We start from the raw sequence: 15,314 nt of genomic DNA, 5'->3' as shown, positions 1-15,314 counted from the left end.
GGTAACCGGCGGGTGCCCTACCGTGGAATCGAACGCAACAACAACTGGCTGCACCACCGCGCCGCCGCGATCAACCTACGCCGCCTGATCACCCTCGGACTGACTACCACCAACGGCACCTGGACACTGGCCACCGCCTGAACCGCGGCACCGCCGCCCCACCTAGATCGATCACCACGACCACACCCCGGAACCGACACATCCCCGCAGCAGGAACCTCAACCCAGGCTGGACCCTAATTCAGCAGGCTCCTAATCCGAAAGAACTGTAAAACCGCAGGTCCCAGCCTTGCTCCCCGAGGTGCGAGGAGCGCAAGCGACGAGCCACGAAGGGTCAGGAACCGGCGAGGGATCGTCTCTTTACCACGAATTTGCGTCCCCCTCAACAGGTTTGAAGGGCATATTGCCCTTCGCACCGGCTCACGGGGACGGAAATTCTGCGCTGGGGGCCGGTTCCGGCTTCTGCGAACAACACTGGTTCGGCTCCGCGGCCTGACTACCCTGGGCGCCATGATCACCGCGGTGCACACACTGATCTACTGCGACGACCCGGACGCCGCCCGCGCATTCTTCCACGACGTGTTGCGCTTCCCGCACGTCGACACGGGCGGCGGCTGGCTGATCTTTTAGACCGGTCCCAGCGAACTCGGAGCCCACCCGAATGCCTGGGAGCACGAGGGAAGCGCCGGGCGCACCGATCAGAAGTTCGACGTCTCGTTCATGTGCGACGATCTCGACTCCACCATGCGCGAACTCGCCGGCCGGGGCGCCGAGTTCGCCGGCACCCCGACTGATGAGGGCTGGGGCGTGACTGTCCGGGTCAAGGTCCCCGGCGCCGGGGAGATCACGCTGTACGAACCGAAATACCCACCGCCCGCGCTCCTGTGAACGTCCGGACCCGTCCGCGGACGTCGCTCATTCGGTCGCATGAAACCCGGCGATGCCCCCATCGAAGCGCGGTAATCTCCCGAGGTCACCGACCAGGAGGAGCCGACCGTGGGCAGTCCCTACGACCCCAACCAGCCGACCGCCATGGGTCCGCAGGGGCCGCAGCAACCCGGCTGGCCGCCTACTGGCGGTCATCAACCCGGCGGGCCGCAGCCGACTCCCGGTCAGCCGCCGAACCCGGGCCCGTACGGTGGGCAGCCGTACGGCCAACAGCCCTATGGCGGGCAGCCGTTCGGCCAACAGCCGTTCGGCCAACAACCGTATGGCCAACCGTTCGGTCAGCAACCGCCCCCGCCGGCCAAGAGCGGGAGCAAGAAGTGGTGGTTCATCGGCGGCGGCGGACTGGTCCTCGTACTGATCGTCGTGGTGGCGGTGGTGCTGGCGCTGACCCTGCGCGGTGGTGGCGACGACGAACCGTCGATCCCGACCGCCTCGGCCCTCCAACTGGTGCTGCCCGAAGACCAGTTCCCGGACATCACGGGCGAATTCAGCACGGAGACGGGCAGTACCGACGACGACAGCAGCACCGTGGACAACGAGAAGTGTGCGACGCTGGTCCAGTCTCAGCAGACCGGCAACGAACGCGCGGAGCGCGAGCTCACCGAGACCTCGTCGTCCAGTGAGATACTCTTCGGTCTCGACAACTACAGTGCCGACGTGACCAAGCCGGCCGACAACGGTTACGACGAGTTCGACGAGATCGTCTCCGCCTGTTCGTCTTTCACGCTGACCCTCGAGGACGGCGACGTCCCGGTCACTCTCGCGCTCGAGAAGGTCGAGCTGCCGATCGACGGTGACTACAAAGCGGTCCGGATGACCGGCGAGTACGAGGTCGGTGCGATCGAGGTTCACCTCGCCGGGATCATCGTGGTCGGCGAAGAGCGGGGCGTGTCGTTCACGGTCACGCACAACACGGTTGACGACGCCCCGCCCGCGATGGACACCACGGTCAGCAACAATCTGGCCGAGATGTTCACGGCCCAGCGGCAGATCATCGCCGACGCGACCTGAAGCCCGACGGTCGAGATTCGCCGGTCGTCAGAGGAGGATTCGCGCCACCGCGGCCGGGTCGTCGAAGATGCTCATATGCCAGGCCCCGGCGCGGACGATGAAGCCCGATCCCGGTATCCGCTGATGCATGGCTGTCATGGAGGCGACGTCGGACACCGTGTCGTGTTCGGCCGCGACCACGGTCACCGGGCACGAGATCGACGCGGTGCGTTGCGAACAGTCGAAGTGGGCGATCGCGCGCAGCGCCGACGCCCAGGACGCGTGGTCCGCGGCGGCCACGGCTTCGCGAGCGTAGCGGACGACCGGTCCATCGTTGCGCAACTCGTCTGCGCTGAACCAGCGTCCGAGTGTGCCGTCGACATCGACGGTGCCGGCCTCGACGGCGGCTGCCGCAGCGTCGAATGCCGGGAAGGGCGTGTCTCGGGTGCACAGCAGCGTCAGGCGGGAGACGAGCTCGGGGCGCCGGATCGCGAGTTCCAGGGCCACCTGTCCGCCGAAGGAATGTCCCACCACATGCCAGGGCGCCTCGGACGCAACCGATTCCGCGACCCCGGCGGCGAGCCGCGCGGGTAGATCGTCATCCGCATAACCCGGCGGCGGGCTGATCGCAGGCGTGATCACGTGTCCGTACTCGGCCAGCTCGGCACGCACGCCGTCCCACACCGCCGGCGACAGCGGGGTTCCCGGCAGTAGCAGCCAGGTCGGGGGTTCGGTCGTCACCACGTACTCTCCTCAGCTGTCGTCACGGATTCAGACCGGCCGCCGGATTCGTCGCCTCGATCAGCGGCACCGTCAGCATTGAGGGATGATCTCCGCCCCGATGAATCCGACACGTTCCGCGGGGACCGGTCTGATAGCGGGCGGGGAAATGTCCGGTCAACGGGTTGCCCCGGTCGATGTTCCGTCCCGCGAGCACCAGCCGCAGGCGATCGCCGGGCATGAAAGATGTTGCCGACGAACCGAGTCCGACCTCTATCTCCACGATCTGACCGGGCTCCAGCAACTGAACGCGGTCGAAGCTGTGCACCGGCCGGGCCACCGACGATGCATCGCGGTCCAGTGCTCGCAGGGAGAGCTTCTGCCTACCCGTCACGATGCGGTCCCGGCCGTATCCGTACGAACCCTCGAACGGGACCCACCGCGTTCCGGCCCATTTCTCCACTGCCACGAACAACGTCGCATCCCCACCGCGCGGCAGGCTGACCCATAGTCGAGCACTCATCGGTCCGGAGAGTTCGAGATGAGAATCGATGGCAAGGTCGTAGGCCAGCCCGGCCCCGCGCAGGTCGAGAACCGACGAACCACTCGCCACGCCTCCCCCGGTGACCCGGGTCAGACGATCACCGTCGGCGAGTAGCAGTTCGGTCCACGTGGTCGCCGCCGGCGGCCACTCATGTTCCTCGCGTACATCGGTGACCTCGGTCCGCGACCCCCGGACTTCGAGGCGGACCCGTGGCAGGGTCCTGGTCGTGTCCCCGCGCAGGTGTCGGTCGAAGAACGCGTGCTGGGTCGCCACCGCGTCGTCGCTGTAGAACGTCGCCCATTTCGGTCCGCGGTGGGTGTACAGGTACTTGTGAGCCGACCCGGCCCGCTCGAACGCACGCATCGAACCCGCGCTGTGCAGATTGCTGTCGGAGAAACTGGCGCACACCAGCATCGGCACCTCGATGGCCGTAAGATTCGGTGTCTTGCTCTGCCACCAGTCATCTCGCAGGGGGTGGCGGCGGCGTTCGGCACCGATGTCCTCCGACAACCGGGCGGCCTTCCGGGTGACGAGAGCCCAGATGCGGGAGAACCCTCTCTCGTCGACTCCACCGGGCTTCATGAAGTCGCGGTAGAGGTCGGTGAACCCTTCCCACGGACAGATCGCCGCGAGGTGGGGCGGGTGGAGTGCGGCCGCCTTGTACTGCGAGAGCGCGAGATACGACACGCCCAGCATGCCGACCGCTCCGGTCGACCAGGACTGCCGGCCGGCCCACTCGATCAGGTCGTGGACATCGAGGGCCTCGGCGTCGGAGAGCAGCGATCCGGTTCCCTCCGAGGTCCCCGCGCCGCGCAGGTCGGCATTGATGACGACGTAGCTCCGCGAGGTCCAGACCGCGGGGTCGGGCGCCTCCCAGCCCGTCTCACTCGAAACGCGATACGGCGCAGGTTGATTCATGATCCGGTACTGGAAGTTGATCTTCCACCCGAACCGCGTCCGGACCGGCAGCGCGTCCTTGCCGTAGGGGTGCGCCGAGAGCAGGACCGGGAACGGACCATCCCCCGCCGGCCGATACACGTTGACCCGCAGGGTGACCCCGTCGCGCATCACCACCGGGACGTCGGCATCCTTGATCATGTCGTCGGGTGGCGGGTAGATGGTCACCGGCGGACGTACGGCGTTCCGCACCCGCCGCAGGCCGTAGCGGAGAGCACCCGGGCGCCGCCACGGCCGGTCGTGACTCACCGAATCCCCCATACGACCTCCGACGACAGTGCGACACCCATGGCTGGACTCTAGGGCACAGGCCGAGACCGGTCATGGCTCTCCACACCCTTGCGTGTTCCGTCAGCAATCGCTAACGTTAGCCATTACCGACACATACCGGCACAAGGAGTCCTCATGGGAGCACCAGTCGCATTCTTCGAGATCACCTCGCATGACCCCACCCGTCTCACCGCGTTCTATCGCGATCTGTTCGGCTGGACCATCGACGACAGTTCCGGCCCGGAATACTCGCTTGTCGACACCGGCGCAGGTGACGGCGCCGTCTCCGGCGGCATCGGCGCCGTGTCCGAACCCGGCGGGACCAGCGGGGTGAGTGTCTACATGCGCGTCGACGATCTGCAGGCGTCCCTCGACCGGGCCGAGACGCTCGGTGGCAAGGCACTCGTGCCGCCCACGGACCTCCCGGATGGGTACGGCAGATTCGCGATGTTCGCCGACCCCGACGGCAACTCGATCGGACTCTGGGCGTGACCGACAAGTCCCCAGGCGTCGACGAGGCCCTGCGCGCGATGGCGGAGCCCCGCCGCCGCGCCATCCTCGAACTCGTCTCCGGCGAGGAGCTGTCCGCGGGCGACATCGCCGCCCGGTTCGACGTCAGCCGCACCGCGATCTCTCAGCACATCACGGTGTTGAAAGACGCCGGGTTGCTGGCCGAACGCCGCGAGGGGACCCGACGCATCTACCGCGCCCGACCCGAGGGCATCGACCGACTACGCGACCTGCTCGACGACATGTGGGCGTCATCTCTCGACGTCGCGCGGCAACTGGTCGAGGCCGAACGCGGACTGACCGACGCCGACGAGGTGAACCGTGCCGGGTGAACGGGAGGTCGACGGCGCCGGAAGTCGCGACGGCGGTGCCGTTCTCCCGCTCCGACGGCCTCCGATACGTCAATCCACCACCGTCCGTAGCGATCTCGACCACGTCTTCACCACCTTTGTCCGGACCATCGGGGTCTGGTGGCCGCTGCAGCCGATGTCGATCGGCGGGGACCGGGCACGGACGGTGACCATCGACGAGTTCACCGGCGGCCGGGTCTATGAGACCTGGGACGACGGCACGACCGCCGAATGGGGTCGATTGGCGGTGTGGGAACCCCCGAGTCGGTTCGTCATGTCGTGGCTGAACACTCCCGAGCCGACCGAGGTCGAGCTGTCGTTCACCTCGCTCGGTCCGGCACTGACGCGGGTGTCCGTGGAACACCGCGGCTGGGAGCATCTGAGCGAGGAACAGCTTCGCGAAGACTGCGCCGCGCCAGGCGGTTACAGCTCCGGCGCGTATTCCGGCGGCTGGGCCGCCGCCCTGGCGGCCTGCGTCGACGTCATCGAATCGACCCACCCCTGAAGAGAGAGCGTCAGAACATGACCCACTTCGTGTACAAACTGGTTCCGCCGCGTCCCACCTTCGGTCCCGGCGACATGTCCGACGACGAGGCCGCCATCATGGGCCGGCAGGGCGCGTACTGGTCGGGACTGCTCGACGACGGCACCGCGGTGATCTTCGGTCCCGTCGTCGACCCGGCCGGGAACTGGGGCCTGGGCGTGGTGCGCGCCGACTCCGAGGACGAGGTCCGGGCCATCAGCGCCGCCGACCCGGCCGTCACCTCGGGCCTTGCCCGCGTCGAGATCCTCCCCATGCCCGTGGGCATCGGACGCGACTGAACGGACCGGCCAGCGACGAAGCCCGTCCCGACATCGGTCGGAACGGGCTTCGTTCGGTGGAGCCAAGGGGACTCGAACCCCTGACCCCCACACTGCCAATACAGCCACCAAAGGATTGCGGATATTTCGATTAGTCGGCAAACTTGTCAGATGAGCCCGACTACCGCACCGCGCAGAACAGGAACGTTCTTCCCCCCGACCGACGCCACCGACCTCGACGCCCTCATGGATTTGTCGCGGTTCCTCGATCACCACCACGAGCCCGCCGCGCTCGTCGGGCCCGACGGTGAAGAAGTCCCTCTCCCACTCGAGGTCTATCGGACGCTGACACAGATCGTGGATGCGATGCGCGCGCACCGCGCGGTCGTTGTCGCTCCGGTCGACCAGAAACTCTCGACGCAGGAGTCGGCCGACTACCTCGGCATCAGCCGCCCTACTCTCATCAAACTGCTGGAGAGCGGCAGAATCCCCTTCGAGACCGTAGAAGGCAGCCGACACCGGCGCGTGAAGTTGGGCGATCTACTCGAGTATCAGTCACAGCGCGCAATCGAGCGGCGCGGGGCGCTGCAAGCTCTCGTCGATGACGCCGAAGACAGCGGTCTGTACGACGTGCCCGCCGAGGACTACCGGGAAGCCATGCGCACATCTCGCCGCGAGATTGCCGAGGAGCGCAAGCGGTAGTGGCGGGGTTTCGCGTGATGCTCGACGCGTGTGTCCTGGTGCCGATCCACAAGGCCGATCTGCTGCTCACCTTCGCCGAGCACCGGGCGTTCTACCCTCTGTGGAGCAACCGCATCATGGACGAGACGGTGCGCGGTATCAATCGGGCGACAAAAGGACGAGTCTCAGAGACGACCGCACGCTTGCGGGTCGATGCAATGAACGATGCCTTCGAGGACGCGTGCGTCGAAGGCTGGGAACCACTTGAAACGGCAATCTCAGGAATGCCCGATCCCGACGACCGACACGTTGTCGCAGCCGCCGTGAGAGGCCACGCGGCCGCGATCGTCACCGACAACATCCAGCATTTTCCCAAAGCAGTTGTGGAGCCGCTGGGGCTGCACATACGCAGCTCCGACCAGTTCCTGTTGGACCTACTCCACCGCAATCCGGCGCGTGCGGTGGCCTCTGTAGCCCAAACCGCCGACAAGCGTCGTCGCCCACCGGTGACCACCGAACAGTTCCTCGATGCTCTCGCAGCCTCTGGCACAACCGATTTCGTCAGGGATATCGCACCCTACTTCGAATCCGGTAGCTAGAACACGTCGCCGCCTCCGTAGAGCGCCTAGCTGTCACTACGCAACTCGGTTCGACAGGCTCTATCCCACCAACGACGAAGCCCGTTCCGACATCAGTCGGAACGGGCTTCGTTCGGTGGAGCTAAGGGGACTCGAACCCCTCCGAATACGGGCGTTTGTGCAGGTGACGGCGATTTCCGGGTGCGTGAATGACAGTCGTCGACAGTGCTGCGACCTGCGTGAACAGTCGCCGGTGTTACCTCAGGTAACGGTGTTCGTCGCCTCAGCCCGATATGATCCGCGCATGTCACAGCTCCCGCCTCCCTGGCCTTCAACTCCTGGCTGGCACCGCGACCCCGAGAACCCCGCGATGCTGCGGTGGTGGGATGGATACCAGTGGACCGCGAACCGTCACCCCGTGCAGCCGGCGGCGGCCCCGCTCCCTCCGTACCCGACCGGCCGGAAGCCGAAGTCGTCGAACCGCGCCCTCTGGATCACTCTCGCCTCAGTCTTTGGAGGCCTCCTCGTCGTGGGGCTCATCGCGTCGGCTTTCGGTGTGGGTGACGAGTCCTCCGGTTCTGCGAGCGATAGCCCCGAAGAGGTCGTCGAGGCTCGGTCGCCGGAGGATCTGGAGTTCCGCGCGCAGGTTGCGTGCGCCACGATGGTCGATCGGATGGCGCGCAACCCCGACTCGGTCGACTTTCGTGGGGTCACCGTGGTCTCGCCTCCCGTCTTGTCGGGCGTGTGGATCGTGACGGGTCAGGTGAATGCAGAGAACGCGCGCGGCGGCATGACTGGTTTCCAGCCGTACCGGTGTGAGGCGACGTGGAATCAGTACACGGAGGAGATGAGCCCGAAGGTCACAGCGCCGGCCTCCTGAGACGACGAAAGCGCCCCCGATCCTCAGTGGTGTGAGGCCGGGGGCGTTGTCGTGAGCCACCAGGCGGTGGTGGCGCAGATTGCGATGGCGAGGATGTCGAGGACCATGCAGCTTGGACGCAGCCGACGGCCGGACGGTTCCCTGCGATGATGGCGGGGTGACTGATCGTGAGACGCTGCGCGCCGCGGCTCAGGCTGTCGCGTCGGTGATGCGACGTCGGCAGGCGGAGCACCAGGTGCGCACCGGCGGCGGGTGGGTTGAGCCCGACCCCGACCTACTCGAGCTCGTCGTCGAGTGCGAGGACGTGATCTACAGCCGGCGCCCCGAGGAGCCCGACCTTACCGAGCGGCTCGCCCAGGTGCTCGGCGACGACTGGGAACCCTAGTGACTACGACAGTTCGAGATGGCCGGTCGAGTACGTGCCACCAGTTGCAGACCCTGTAATCCGCCGCACATCAAACTGCTGCCCCGCGGTCACCGATACGGAGGGGATCGAGAATGTGGTGTTCCCCTGGCCGATGAGCACTCCGGCCTGGTAGATGCCGAGTTGCGCGGCGCCGGTGTAGTCGCCGAGGTTGAGGGTGACCGTGGCGACGCCGGTTGTACTGACCACCTGGTAGCGGTTGCTCGACACTGTTGCAGGAGCCGTCGCGTCGGACGCCCAGCCAGTGACCGCCCCCGACCCCGACGCAAGAATAGTGAACGATCCGCTCTTATTCATGCGCTGGCGCGGGTAGTTGATAATGGCCGCCACCGATCCTGTTGGCGCCGACGCCGTGGCGGTGGCGGGCTGACTGGAGATGGCGGCGTTGCGGACGGCCTGCACAGTGCCTGCGGGTGCCTGCGCGCTGGCGGCGCCGACTGCGCCCACCACGGTGGTGTTGCGAACTGTGCTGACGACGCCGTCAGGTGCCGCGGCGGCCGCGCCCGCTGGTTGCCCGGGGATCGTGGCATTGCGGATGGCGAGCATTGATCCGGCGGGTGCCGACGCGCTCGCTGTTGCGACGTCGCCCAACACTTCGATGTCGACGACGTTGACGATGTTGCCCACGGGTGCTGTCGCGGTGGCGTCGGCGGGTGTGCCGGTGATGGTGGCGTGTCGGACGGTCGCGATCTCGCCCGCGGGAGCGCTTGCGGCTGCTGTTGCAGCGCTGCCGATTATGGCGGCGTGCCGGATGGCGGTGACCGAACCGAGTGGTGCCGTGCCCGCGGCGTCGGCCACGGTCCCGGCGATCACCGCGTTGCGTTGCGCGACGACCGACCCCTCGCCCGCTGACGCGCTCGCGCCCGCCGGCAACCCAGCGACCGCCACGTTGCGGGTGGCCGCCACTTCGCCGTCTGGGGCGGTCGCGGTCGCGGTGGCGGGTTGCCCGGGGATCTCGTTGTTGACCGAGATAGCGCCCTGGGGAGCGAGCGCTGTACCGCCTGCCACCAGCCCGACGATGGCGACGTTGCGCACCGTGGCGACTGTGCCCTGTGGTGCGACAGCTGTCGCCGTCGCGGGGTCGCCGAACACCTGCACGCCGGTCGGCGCGGACGGACCGCGGTCCTCCCACGAGATCCGTCGCCGCCGAGCGTCGGCGGGTACCGCGGTGCTGCGTTCCTCAGCCGGGACGGTGCCCGTGCGGTTCTCGGCGTCCACGTGGACACGGCACACATCGAGGGTGGCCGCGACGACGCGGTGCTCGACGGCGACAGCGGTCATCTCTGCTTCACGACGATCGCCAGGGTCCGGTCATCCTCGCGCCCGGCTGCGGTCGTGATGTGGTTGGTCACCGAATACTTTCCGCCGCTCGTACCAGCTGACAGCCACACGCCCGTCTGGGTGGAGGAGAACGACGGGTCAGCCTGAGCGAGCGCGGTGTCGGGGCCGCTGATCGACCATGTGCTGGCGACGATCTGATCGGTGGAGCCGTTGCGTTGCTTGAGCCAGTCGGTCCAGTCGATGCCGTAGTCGAGCTTGGCGTTGGGGTCTTTCTCGATGCGCACGGCGACTTCGCCTTTCGGTCAGGCAGCGGTGATGTTGACGAGGCCGGAGCCCGACAGGGTGCCGGTGAAGTTGCCCGACGCGCTGATCTTGTCTTCGTCGAAGTCCCAGTAGCAGACGAGCGGCTTGTTGGTGGCCGGGGTGTCGTCGTAGACCACCATGAACCGGGCGGTGATGTTGGAGTTGGGCCAACTGGGGTCGTTGAAGTCGACCGAGTAGAGGTTGGTGGCGCCGTTGTAGGCGACGGTGACGCCGGTGAGGGTCTGGCCGCCCGCGGTGTAGCCGGTCGAGCCGCCGCCCGCGATCTCGTTCGTGACGTCGGCCTTGTACCGATGGGTGTCCTGGTTGGGTGCGTAGCTGCTGGTGCACAGCATTGCCTTGAATGTGTGTGTGTTGAAGTTGATTTCGCCGTTGCCGAGGCTGAGGAACATCGGCCCGTACAGCTTGGATTGGAATGCCATGGTCATTCTCCTTCTTCGATGGTGATGTCGGCGGCGGTGAAGTTGTCCAGACGCCCGGATGGGTTGATGAGGCCGTTGCGGCGCGCGAGCATCCCGACCCAGCGGCGGCCGACGCCAGTCCCGACCACTCCGCCGGTGTCGGGCCACGTCAGAATCGGCACGGCGCCTTCAGTGTTCGCGTCGCCGAAGTACACCTGGAAGATGTAGTGCGAGGCGTCCTCGGATGGGATGCGCCGCACCGTGTACCGACCCGATGGTGGGTCGTCTGTTTCATCCGAGGCGCGCGCGGTGCGCGAGTTGTAGGCGCCCGTCGACAGAGCGATGCCGCTGTCATCGAGCACCAGCCACACACCGGACCCGAGACCGGACGTGCAGCACATGCCGATCCCGATGTCTTCGGCATCGACAGACAGATCAGCACTGACCTCCACAACATCGGATGCGAGCGGCTGGTGGTACATGGCCGCAGCTGTGGTGTTCGCGATGGAGCTGCCGGTGAACTGGACCTTGTTGTCGCTGATGCCGATACTGCTGCCATAGGTGATCCACCGCGGACCCAGCGATGCCCGGTTGAAGTTGTCGAAGTGAACACGCGGCAGGTCAACCTGACCGACATCGATGCCAATCCCGATGAACGGCGTGGGGCCGGTGTACATGGCGTCACGGGTCGCGAGCGAGAGTGTCGACGGCGTCGGGGTGGTCGACGGGTTGCGCCCCGAACCTGCCGTGTAGGGCCGGAACCCTGGCAGCGGAATCGGATTCGTCATGTTCACGCCCGCGATGTGGACATCACCCGAGCCGGTCATGCGGAACTGGACCTCGAAAGCGTCGTCGATGTCAGCGACGATCGACGCACCATCCATCAGGTGCGACATCCACGCCGGCATCGTCGCGAGAGCGCCCGCGAGATCAGGGGTGCTGTACCCGGTGTACGTGGACGAACCGTCGGGCTCGAGCCGGTAGACGTCGATGAAGAACGTCGACACCGTGCCGGACTTCCATGCAATCCAGTTCAGCACCTTGCGCTCCGCGGCGGAGTCGAAGATGACTGTGCCCCACGGCGCGTAGGTGGCGGTCGCCTTCACCGACGGCGGCGTGGTGGACAGGACGACGGTGTGTGTGTGTGCGGAGTCGACGCCGCCGGAGTTGCTGTTCGCCCGCTGACCCACACCTGCGCCGTGAAGGTGCGAGTCGCCGGCAGCAGTTGCGCTCGCCGTGCTGCCAGTGATTGCGTGCTGATGCTGACCGCCGCCGATCGAGATCGTCGACATCGGCAGATTCATCAGACCGAACGGAAACGACACGCACGCAGTACGATCCGGCCCCGTCTCCCAGAACGGCCGACCAGTGCGAACAACGATGAGTTCCTGCACATAGTTGAGCTGCGTGCCCACCGACACCACGGTCTCAATCGCGTCGACCGCCTTTTCGTTCGTGTCGAGCAGCCACTCGCCCAACGCATTCGCGATCGGCTGGCCGAACACCGGCACGATCCCAATGATGCCGATCAGGATGCGGATCGGGACATCCATGATCGCCTCGACCAGCTCATCCCAGAAGTCGCCGAGCGGGTCGTTGTCAATCTGCGGTTTCCGGCCACCCGGGATACGGACACCCATCAGGGCACCATCGCTTCGATCTGCCGCGCGAGGCGGGTGGCGTGACCGAACCTCGCGTAGTCGGTGGTGTGCTGTGTGCCCCACACGTAGTCTCGGGCGGCGATCAGCGAGGCGATAAAGTCCGGTCGCCGCCACCAATCCTGCGGGCCATCGGTCACCGCGTCGGCGATGCTGTCCAGCCACCGCAACGCCGACGGCTGATCGCGCACCGACATGAACTCGACGACATCCCACGCCGACCGCAGCGGCGCATCCTTGTGAATGTCGGCGATCGGATCGCCAGGCGCCCACACCGACAACAGCTTCCGCGGCAGGGTGAGCCGGTCAGCGATGCCGCCACGTGCGCCGCGGTGCAGCGGCTCGTGCGGGTTGCCCATCGCCGCGATTGCCCGCACGTCGAGCTCGGGCCGCTTCGGCAGGATGTCGCGGGCAAACCGGTACGCCACCATCACGCCCTGGCTATAGCCGCCCACGATCGCCGGATACCGCGACGCGTGCACAGCGGCGGCCATCGCGCGCGCACCGGCCTCGATCGACTCGGCCGCCGACATGTGGTGAGCACCCGTCGCCGGACCGAACATGCCGGGATAGCTGACGTAGGTGAACTTCACCGACGGCCGCAGACTCCGCCTCAGTGCCTCCGACGCCGGCGACCCCCCACGCCCTGCCCACGTGCCGTCGCACCAGAAGAGTTCGATCATCAGTCGTTCATCCCCTCGACCTCGGCCGGCGGGTCGATCTCGTGGTCGACGAGCTTCCGTCGGGCCCGCGCGACGTAGGTGCGCAGCGCGAGCACCACATGATCGAGACGCCCGATGGTCCGATCCCGCTGTCGCAGACGCTCCTTCAGCTCAGCCAGCTCGGCTTCGTAGTCGGCGATGATCCGCGAGTGCTTCGCCCGCGCCTGGTCGTTATCGCGGTCGCGGGCCTCCCTCTCCTTCGCGAGGTCGGCCTCGAGTTCATCAATCCGGGCGTGCAGCTTGGCGATGTCGTCGAGCTTCACCTTCGAGCGCGTCGCCAGCACGCCGGTCACGAGCGCACCGATGGCAGCGAGGAGGCCTCCGAAAGAGGCGATCAATTCTGGGCTCACCGACAGTTCCTTTCCGCGTCACCACGGGCGATCGCAATGTGCAAGATCGCCATGAAGCCCGCGAACGTCCCGTGGACTACAGGAACCGGCGGTTCAGTCAGAACGGCGGAGAAGAGGATGCAGCCCGCGTAGAACGCCAGGAACCCCGACGTAGCGACGTGGGCGAAGATGAACCCGCGTCTGCGCACGACAGCAAGGAGTAGCGCCAGACCGGTCAGGAGGAATCCGAAAAACCACATCGGGCCAATGGATTCCACCCACACGACGGCAGACACCTGGCCGGGCTGCAGTGGTCGGCGCACCAACTCCTCTGGGGAGATGTAGAGCACGCCGACCGCCACGTTCATGCAGCCGGTGACCGCGGCCATCAGCCGCGCGCCGAGCATCAGCCGAGGTTGACTTCGCGCTCGACCCCGTCAGCGGGAAGCTCGATGCCGACCGACACCTTCGGCGTGACCTGCGGGCGGGTGAACAGGAATCCGAGTGCGATCGTCGAGACTGCAAGGATGGCGCCCTGCTGCTGCTCACTGAGGTTCAGGCCGAACGCCACGACCAGCGGCACTGCCGTCTGCACCACCGCGACGAGCGCGGGATACACGCTCTCCTTCACCGAGATCACCACGAGCAGACCGAGTACCGCGTTGACCGCGGCCATGAACACGCCTTGCGTCTCGGTGGGGATGTTGAACCCGAACGTGGTCAGCAACACCAGAACAGCCGAGATGAGGGAGGTCCAGGCGGCGGGCTCGCGGCCGAGGACAAGACGAGGGGTGGGTACAGACATGACGAGAACTCCTTTTGTGGGTGCGGCTCAGGCCGCGATGAGGTCGACTGCTTCGACGGCCAGCGGGATGCCGGCCGCGTTGACGAGGGTGAGGTCCTTCGCGGCGTCGCCGATCTTCTTCACCGCGCCGGACGGGTCCCATTCGAGGACGCCGTGCTCGAATGCCTGACGCTTGCCGCCCGTGCCGTTCGAGATCTCGTCCGACGTCGGCCAACCGAGCGGGCCCTTCTCGTAGCCCTCGAGCGCCCAGCGCTGGCCGATGACGCCCTTCACGACGTGGTGGCCCTTGCCGTCCTTGCGGTAGAGCACGCCACCTTGGAAGGCCATGACTGCGCCGTCGGCGAGCTTGGTGAAGTCGCGCACCGGGAAGCCGAGTTCGCCGGTCTCCCACTTGCGGTCGGTGTACGCCTCGAACAGGCCGCCGTGAGGGATCGCGTGAGCGCCGGTCGCCGGGTGGAAGTAGATGTGCGCGTTGTCGTACTCGACGAACCGGCCCTTGCCGTCACGGCCGACCGTTCGCTCACCCGCGGCGCCGGCCTTCGCTTTGCGCACGCCGACCCACGGGTTTTCCTTGGCCTCGAGCTCGATCATGTTGATGACCGCGAGCGGCTTGTCCGGCGCCTGTAGGAGACGCTGACGGAACAGCTTCATGTCGAGATTGCCCGGGTCCCACTTGCCCTGGATCGCGCCGTACTCCTTGTGCGCGACGACCTTGTTCCACGGGTTGCCGAGGCGCTTGTTGATCGCGCGCACCACCTTCAGATAGGCGCCGTGCTGGGCGTCCGACCATGCCGCGGTGCCGTTGTGCGCGGCCTCGATGCCGATGGTGACCGCGTTGCCGTTGTTGGCGGGGATGCCCGGCCACGACCCGGTACCGGCGTGCCAGGCCACTCCGACGCCACACAGCGTGACGACGCCGTTCGCCGCGAGGTGCAGCTGCGACGCGAGGCCGAGCGAGGAATGCTGCGCGATACCCCGCGGCGTCTCACCGAACGAGCCGGTGTGATGCATGAACGGACCCCAGATCGTGCCGAAGTCGCCATGCCCGCGCTCGAACGCGCCGGGGTAGACGTCGCAGCGCAGACCTTCTGCGCGCAGTACGTCGGGAAGCCAAACGGGATCAGCCATGGGGTGCCTCCTGGCAT

At 66.7% G+C, this 15,314-nt stretch carries 20 protein-coding genes and 1 pseudogene; 10 read left to right on the top strand and 11 right to left on the bottom strand.

What is annotated here, in order from left to right; all coding sequences use genetic code 11:
* Window positions 1-509: 509 nt before the first annotated feature.
* Both A9310_RS17440 and A9310_RS17435 read left to right on the top strand, forming a co-directional pair.
* A pseudogene (locus A9310_RS17440) lies at window positions 510-887 on the top strand (VOC family protein).
* A gap of 108 nt (window positions 888-995) precedes the next feature.
* Entirely contained in the window at window positions 996-1,958 is a 963-nt protein-coding gene (locus A9310_RS17435; RefSeq protein WP_065631729.1) for a hypothetical protein, read from the top strand.
* Between the two features lie 27 nt (window positions 1,959-1,985).
* On the opposite strand, the gene A9310_RS17430 is transcribed toward A9310_RS17435, so the two are convergent.
* Together A9310_RS17430 and A9310_RS17425 are read right to left on the bottom strand one after the other, a co-directional pair.
* Entirely contained in the window at window positions 1,986-2,678 is a 693-nt protein-coding gene (locus tag A9310_RS17430) for an alpha/beta fold hydrolase (protein ID WP_254661288.1), read from the bottom strand.
* A 22-nt stretch (window positions 2,679-2,700) separates the two neighbouring features.
* A complete protein-coding gene (locus tag A9310_RS17425) occupies window positions 2,701-4,419 on the bottom strand; it encodes a CocE/NonD family hydrolase (RefSeq protein ID WP_065631727.1) in 1,719 nt (572 codons plus the stop codon).
* Between the two features lie 144 nt (window positions 4,420-4,563).
* Here A9310_RS17425 and A9310_RS17420 point away from each other — a divergent pair, with 144 nt between their 5' ends.
* The 8 genes from A9310_RS17420 (at window position 4,564) to A9310_RS17385 (ending at window position 8,613) form a co-directional block, all read left to right on the top strand.
* Window positions 4,564-4,920: a VOC family protein gene (locus tag A9310_RS17420; protein WP_065631726.1), complete on the top strand. Its 357-nt coding sequence runs from the start codon at window positions 4,564-4,566 to the stop codon at window positions 4,918-4,920.
* The gene (locus A9310_RS17415) at window positions 4,917-5,270 is read left to right on the top strand and encodes a helix-turn-helix transcriptional regulator (RefSeq protein ID WP_078113706.1); all 354 of its coding nucleotides are present in this window, start codon (window positions 4,917-4,919) and stop codon (window positions 5,268-5,270) included. Before A9310_RS17420 ends, A9310_RS17415 begins: the two co-directional genes overlap by 4 nt.
* Entirely contained in the window at window positions 5,260-5,793 is a 534-nt protein-coding gene (locus A9310_RS17410) for a hypothetical protein (RefSeq protein ID WP_065631725.1), read from the top strand. Before A9310_RS17415 ends, A9310_RS17410 begins: the two co-directional genes overlap by 11 nt.
* 17 nt (window positions 5,794-5,810) lie before the next feature.
* Window positions 5,811-6,110, top strand: coding sequence for a YciI family protein (locus A9310_RS17405; RefSeq protein WP_065631724.1), 300 nt, complete (start codon window positions 5,811-5,813; stop codon window positions 6,108-6,110).
* Window positions 6,111-6,260: 150 nt separating this feature from the next.
* Window positions 6,261-6,791 carry an excisionase family DNA-binding protein gene (locus A9310_RS17400; RefSeq protein ID WP_065631723.1) on the top strand — a complete coding sequence of 177 codons (531 nt, stop codon included), beginning with the start codon at window positions 6,261-6,263 and terminating at the stop codon, window positions 6,789-6,791.
* Window positions 6,791-7,369 (top strand): PIN domain-containing protein, encoded by a 579-nt coding sequence (locus A9310_RS17395; protein ID WP_083207433.1) that lies wholly within the window; start codon window positions 6,791-6,793, stop codon window positions 7,367-7,369. Before A9310_RS17400 ends, A9310_RS17395 begins: the two co-directional genes overlap by 1 nt.
* 283 nt (window positions 7,370-7,652) lie before the next feature.
* Window positions 7,653-8,228, top strand: a complete 576-nt coding sequence (locus A9310_RS26395) for a DUF2510 domain-containing protein (protein ID WP_083207432.1) — start codon at window positions 7,653-7,655, stop codon at window positions 8,226-8,228.
* Window positions 8,229-8,385: 157 nt separating this feature from the next.
* Window positions 8,386-8,613: a hypothetical protein gene (locus tag A9310_RS17385; protein ID WP_065631721.1), complete on the top strand. Its 228-nt coding sequence runs from the start codon at window positions 8,386-8,388 to the stop codon at window positions 8,611-8,613.
* Window positions 8,614-8,616: 3 nt separating this feature from the next.
* On the opposite strand, the gene A9310_RS26000 is transcribed toward A9310_RS17385, so the two are convergent.
* The 9 genes from A9310_RS26000 to A9310_RS17340 are packed head-to-tail and all read right to left on the bottom strand — an operon-like array spanning window position 8,617 to window position 15,297.
* Window positions 8,617-9,933 (bottom strand): hypothetical protein, encoded by a 1,317-nt coding sequence (locus A9310_RS26000; RefSeq protein ID WP_065631720.1) that lies wholly within the window; start codon window positions 9,931-9,933, stop codon window positions 8,617-8,619.
* Window positions 9,930-10,217: a hypothetical protein gene (locus A9310_RS17375; protein WP_065631719.1), complete on the bottom strand. Its 288-nt coding sequence runs from the start codon at window positions 10,215-10,217 to the stop codon at window positions 9,930-9,932. Before A9310_RS17375 ends, A9310_RS26000 begins: the two co-directional genes overlap by 4 nt.
* Window positions 10,218-10,235: 18 nt before the next feature.
* On the bottom strand, window positions 10,236-10,676 hold the full coding sequence (locus A9310_RS17370) for a hypothetical protein (protein ID WP_065631718.1): 441 nt from the start codon (window positions 10,674-10,676) through the stop codon (window positions 10,236-10,238).
* 2 nt (window positions 10,677-10,678) lie between these two features.
* Window positions 10,679-12,295, bottom strand: a complete 1,617-nt coding sequence (locus A9310_RS17365; protein ID WP_065631717.1) for a hypothetical protein — start codon at window positions 12,293-12,295, stop codon at window positions 10,679-10,681.
* The gene (locus tag A9310_RS17360) at window positions 12,295-12,996 is read right to left on the bottom strand and encodes a PE-PPE domain-containing protein (RefSeq protein WP_065631716.1); all 702 of its coding nucleotides are present in this window, start codon (window positions 12,994-12,996) and stop codon (window positions 12,295-12,297) included. The genes A9310_RS17365 and A9310_RS17360 overlap by 1 nt, the downstream gene beginning before the upstream one ends.
* Window positions 12,996-13,385, bottom strand: coding sequence for a hypothetical protein (locus A9310_RS17355; RefSeq protein ID WP_139104670.1), 390 nt, complete (start codon window positions 13,383-13,385; stop codon window positions 12,996-12,998). The genes A9310_RS17360 and A9310_RS17355 overlap by 1 nt, the downstream gene beginning before the upstream one ends.
* Window positions 13,382-13,771, bottom strand: a complete 390-nt coding sequence (locus A9310_RS17350) for a hypothetical protein (protein ID WP_065631714.1) — start codon at window positions 13,769-13,771, stop codon at window positions 13,382-13,384. The genes A9310_RS17355 and A9310_RS17350 overlap by 4 nt, the downstream gene beginning before the upstream one ends.
* Complete coding sequence (locus A9310_RS17345) at window positions 13,771-14,169, bottom strand: hypothetical protein (RefSeq protein WP_139104669.1); 399 nt, start codon at window positions 14,167-14,169, stop codon at window positions 13,771-13,773. Before A9310_RS17345 ends, A9310_RS17350 begins: the two co-directional genes overlap by 1 nt.
* A 27-nt stretch (window positions 14,170-14,196) precedes the next feature.
* A complete protein-coding gene (locus A9310_RS17340; RefSeq protein WP_065631712.1) occupies window positions 14,197-15,297 on the bottom strand; it encodes an N-acetylmuramoyl-L-alanine amidase in 1,101 nt (366 codons plus the stop codon).
* Window positions 15,298-15,314: the final 17 nt, after the last annotated feature.

The sequence above is a fragment of the Gordonia sp. UCD-TK1 genome (genome assembly GCF_001691435.1).
Lineage (GTDB): Bacteria > Actinomycetota > Actinomycetes > Mycobacteriales > Mycobacteriaceae > Gordonia > Gordonia hongkongensis.
Note: the sequence above shows the minus strand (reverse complement) of the source record. Positions and strands in the feature narration are given on the sequence as shown.

Excerpts from the sequence above, each read along its gene's own strand:
- A9310_RS17340 (WP_065631712.1), bottom strand. The coding sequence starts at position 15,297 with ATGGCTGATCCCGTTTGGCTTCCCGACGTACTGCGCGCAGAAGGTCTG.
- A9310_RS17365 (WP_065631717.1), bottom strand. The coding sequence starts at position 12,295 with ATGGGTGTCCGTATCCCGGGTGGCCGGAAACCGCAGATTGACAACGAC.
- A9310_RS17425 (WP_065631727.1), bottom strand. The coding sequence starts at position 4,419 with ATGGGGGATTCGGTGAGTCACGACCGGCCGTGGCGGCGCCCGGGTGCT.
- A9310_RS17405 (WP_065631724.1), top strand. The coding sequence starts at position 5,811 with ATGACCCACTTCGTGTACAAACTGGTTCCGCCGCGTCCCACCTTCGGT.
- A9310_RS17370 (WP_065631718.1), bottom strand. The coding sequence starts at position 10,676 with ATGGCATTCCAATCCAAGCTGTACGGGCCGATGTTCCTCAGCCTCGGC.
- A9310_RS17420 (WP_065631726.1), top strand. The coding sequence starts at position 4,564 with ATGGGAGCACCAGTCGCATTCTTCGAGATCACCTCGCATGACCCCACC.
- A9310_RS17350 (WP_065631714.1), bottom strand. The coding sequence starts at position 13,771 with ATGCTCGGCGCGCGGCTGATGGCCGCGGTCACCGGCTGCATGAACGTG.
- A9310_RS26395 (WP_083207432.1), top strand. The coding sequence starts at position 7,653 with ATGTCACAGCTCCCGCCTCCCTGGCCTTCAACTCCTGGCTGGCACCGC.
- A9310_RS17345 (WP_139104669.1), bottom strand. The coding sequence starts at position 14,169 with ATGTCTGTACCCACCCCTCGTCTTGTCCTCGGCCGCGAGCCCGCCGCC.
- A9310_RS17360 (WP_065631716.1), bottom strand. The coding sequence starts at position 12,996 with ATGATCGAACTCTTCTGGTGCGACGGCACGTGGGCAGGGCGTGGGGGG.
- A9310_RS17400 (WP_065631723.1), top strand. The coding sequence starts at position 6,261 with ATGAGCCCGACTACCGCACCGCGCAGAACAGGAACGTTCTTCCCCCCG.
- A9310_RS26000 (WP_065631720.1), bottom strand. The coding sequence starts at position 9,933 with ATGACCGCTGTCGCCGTCGAGCACCGCGTCGTCGCGGCCACCCTCGAT.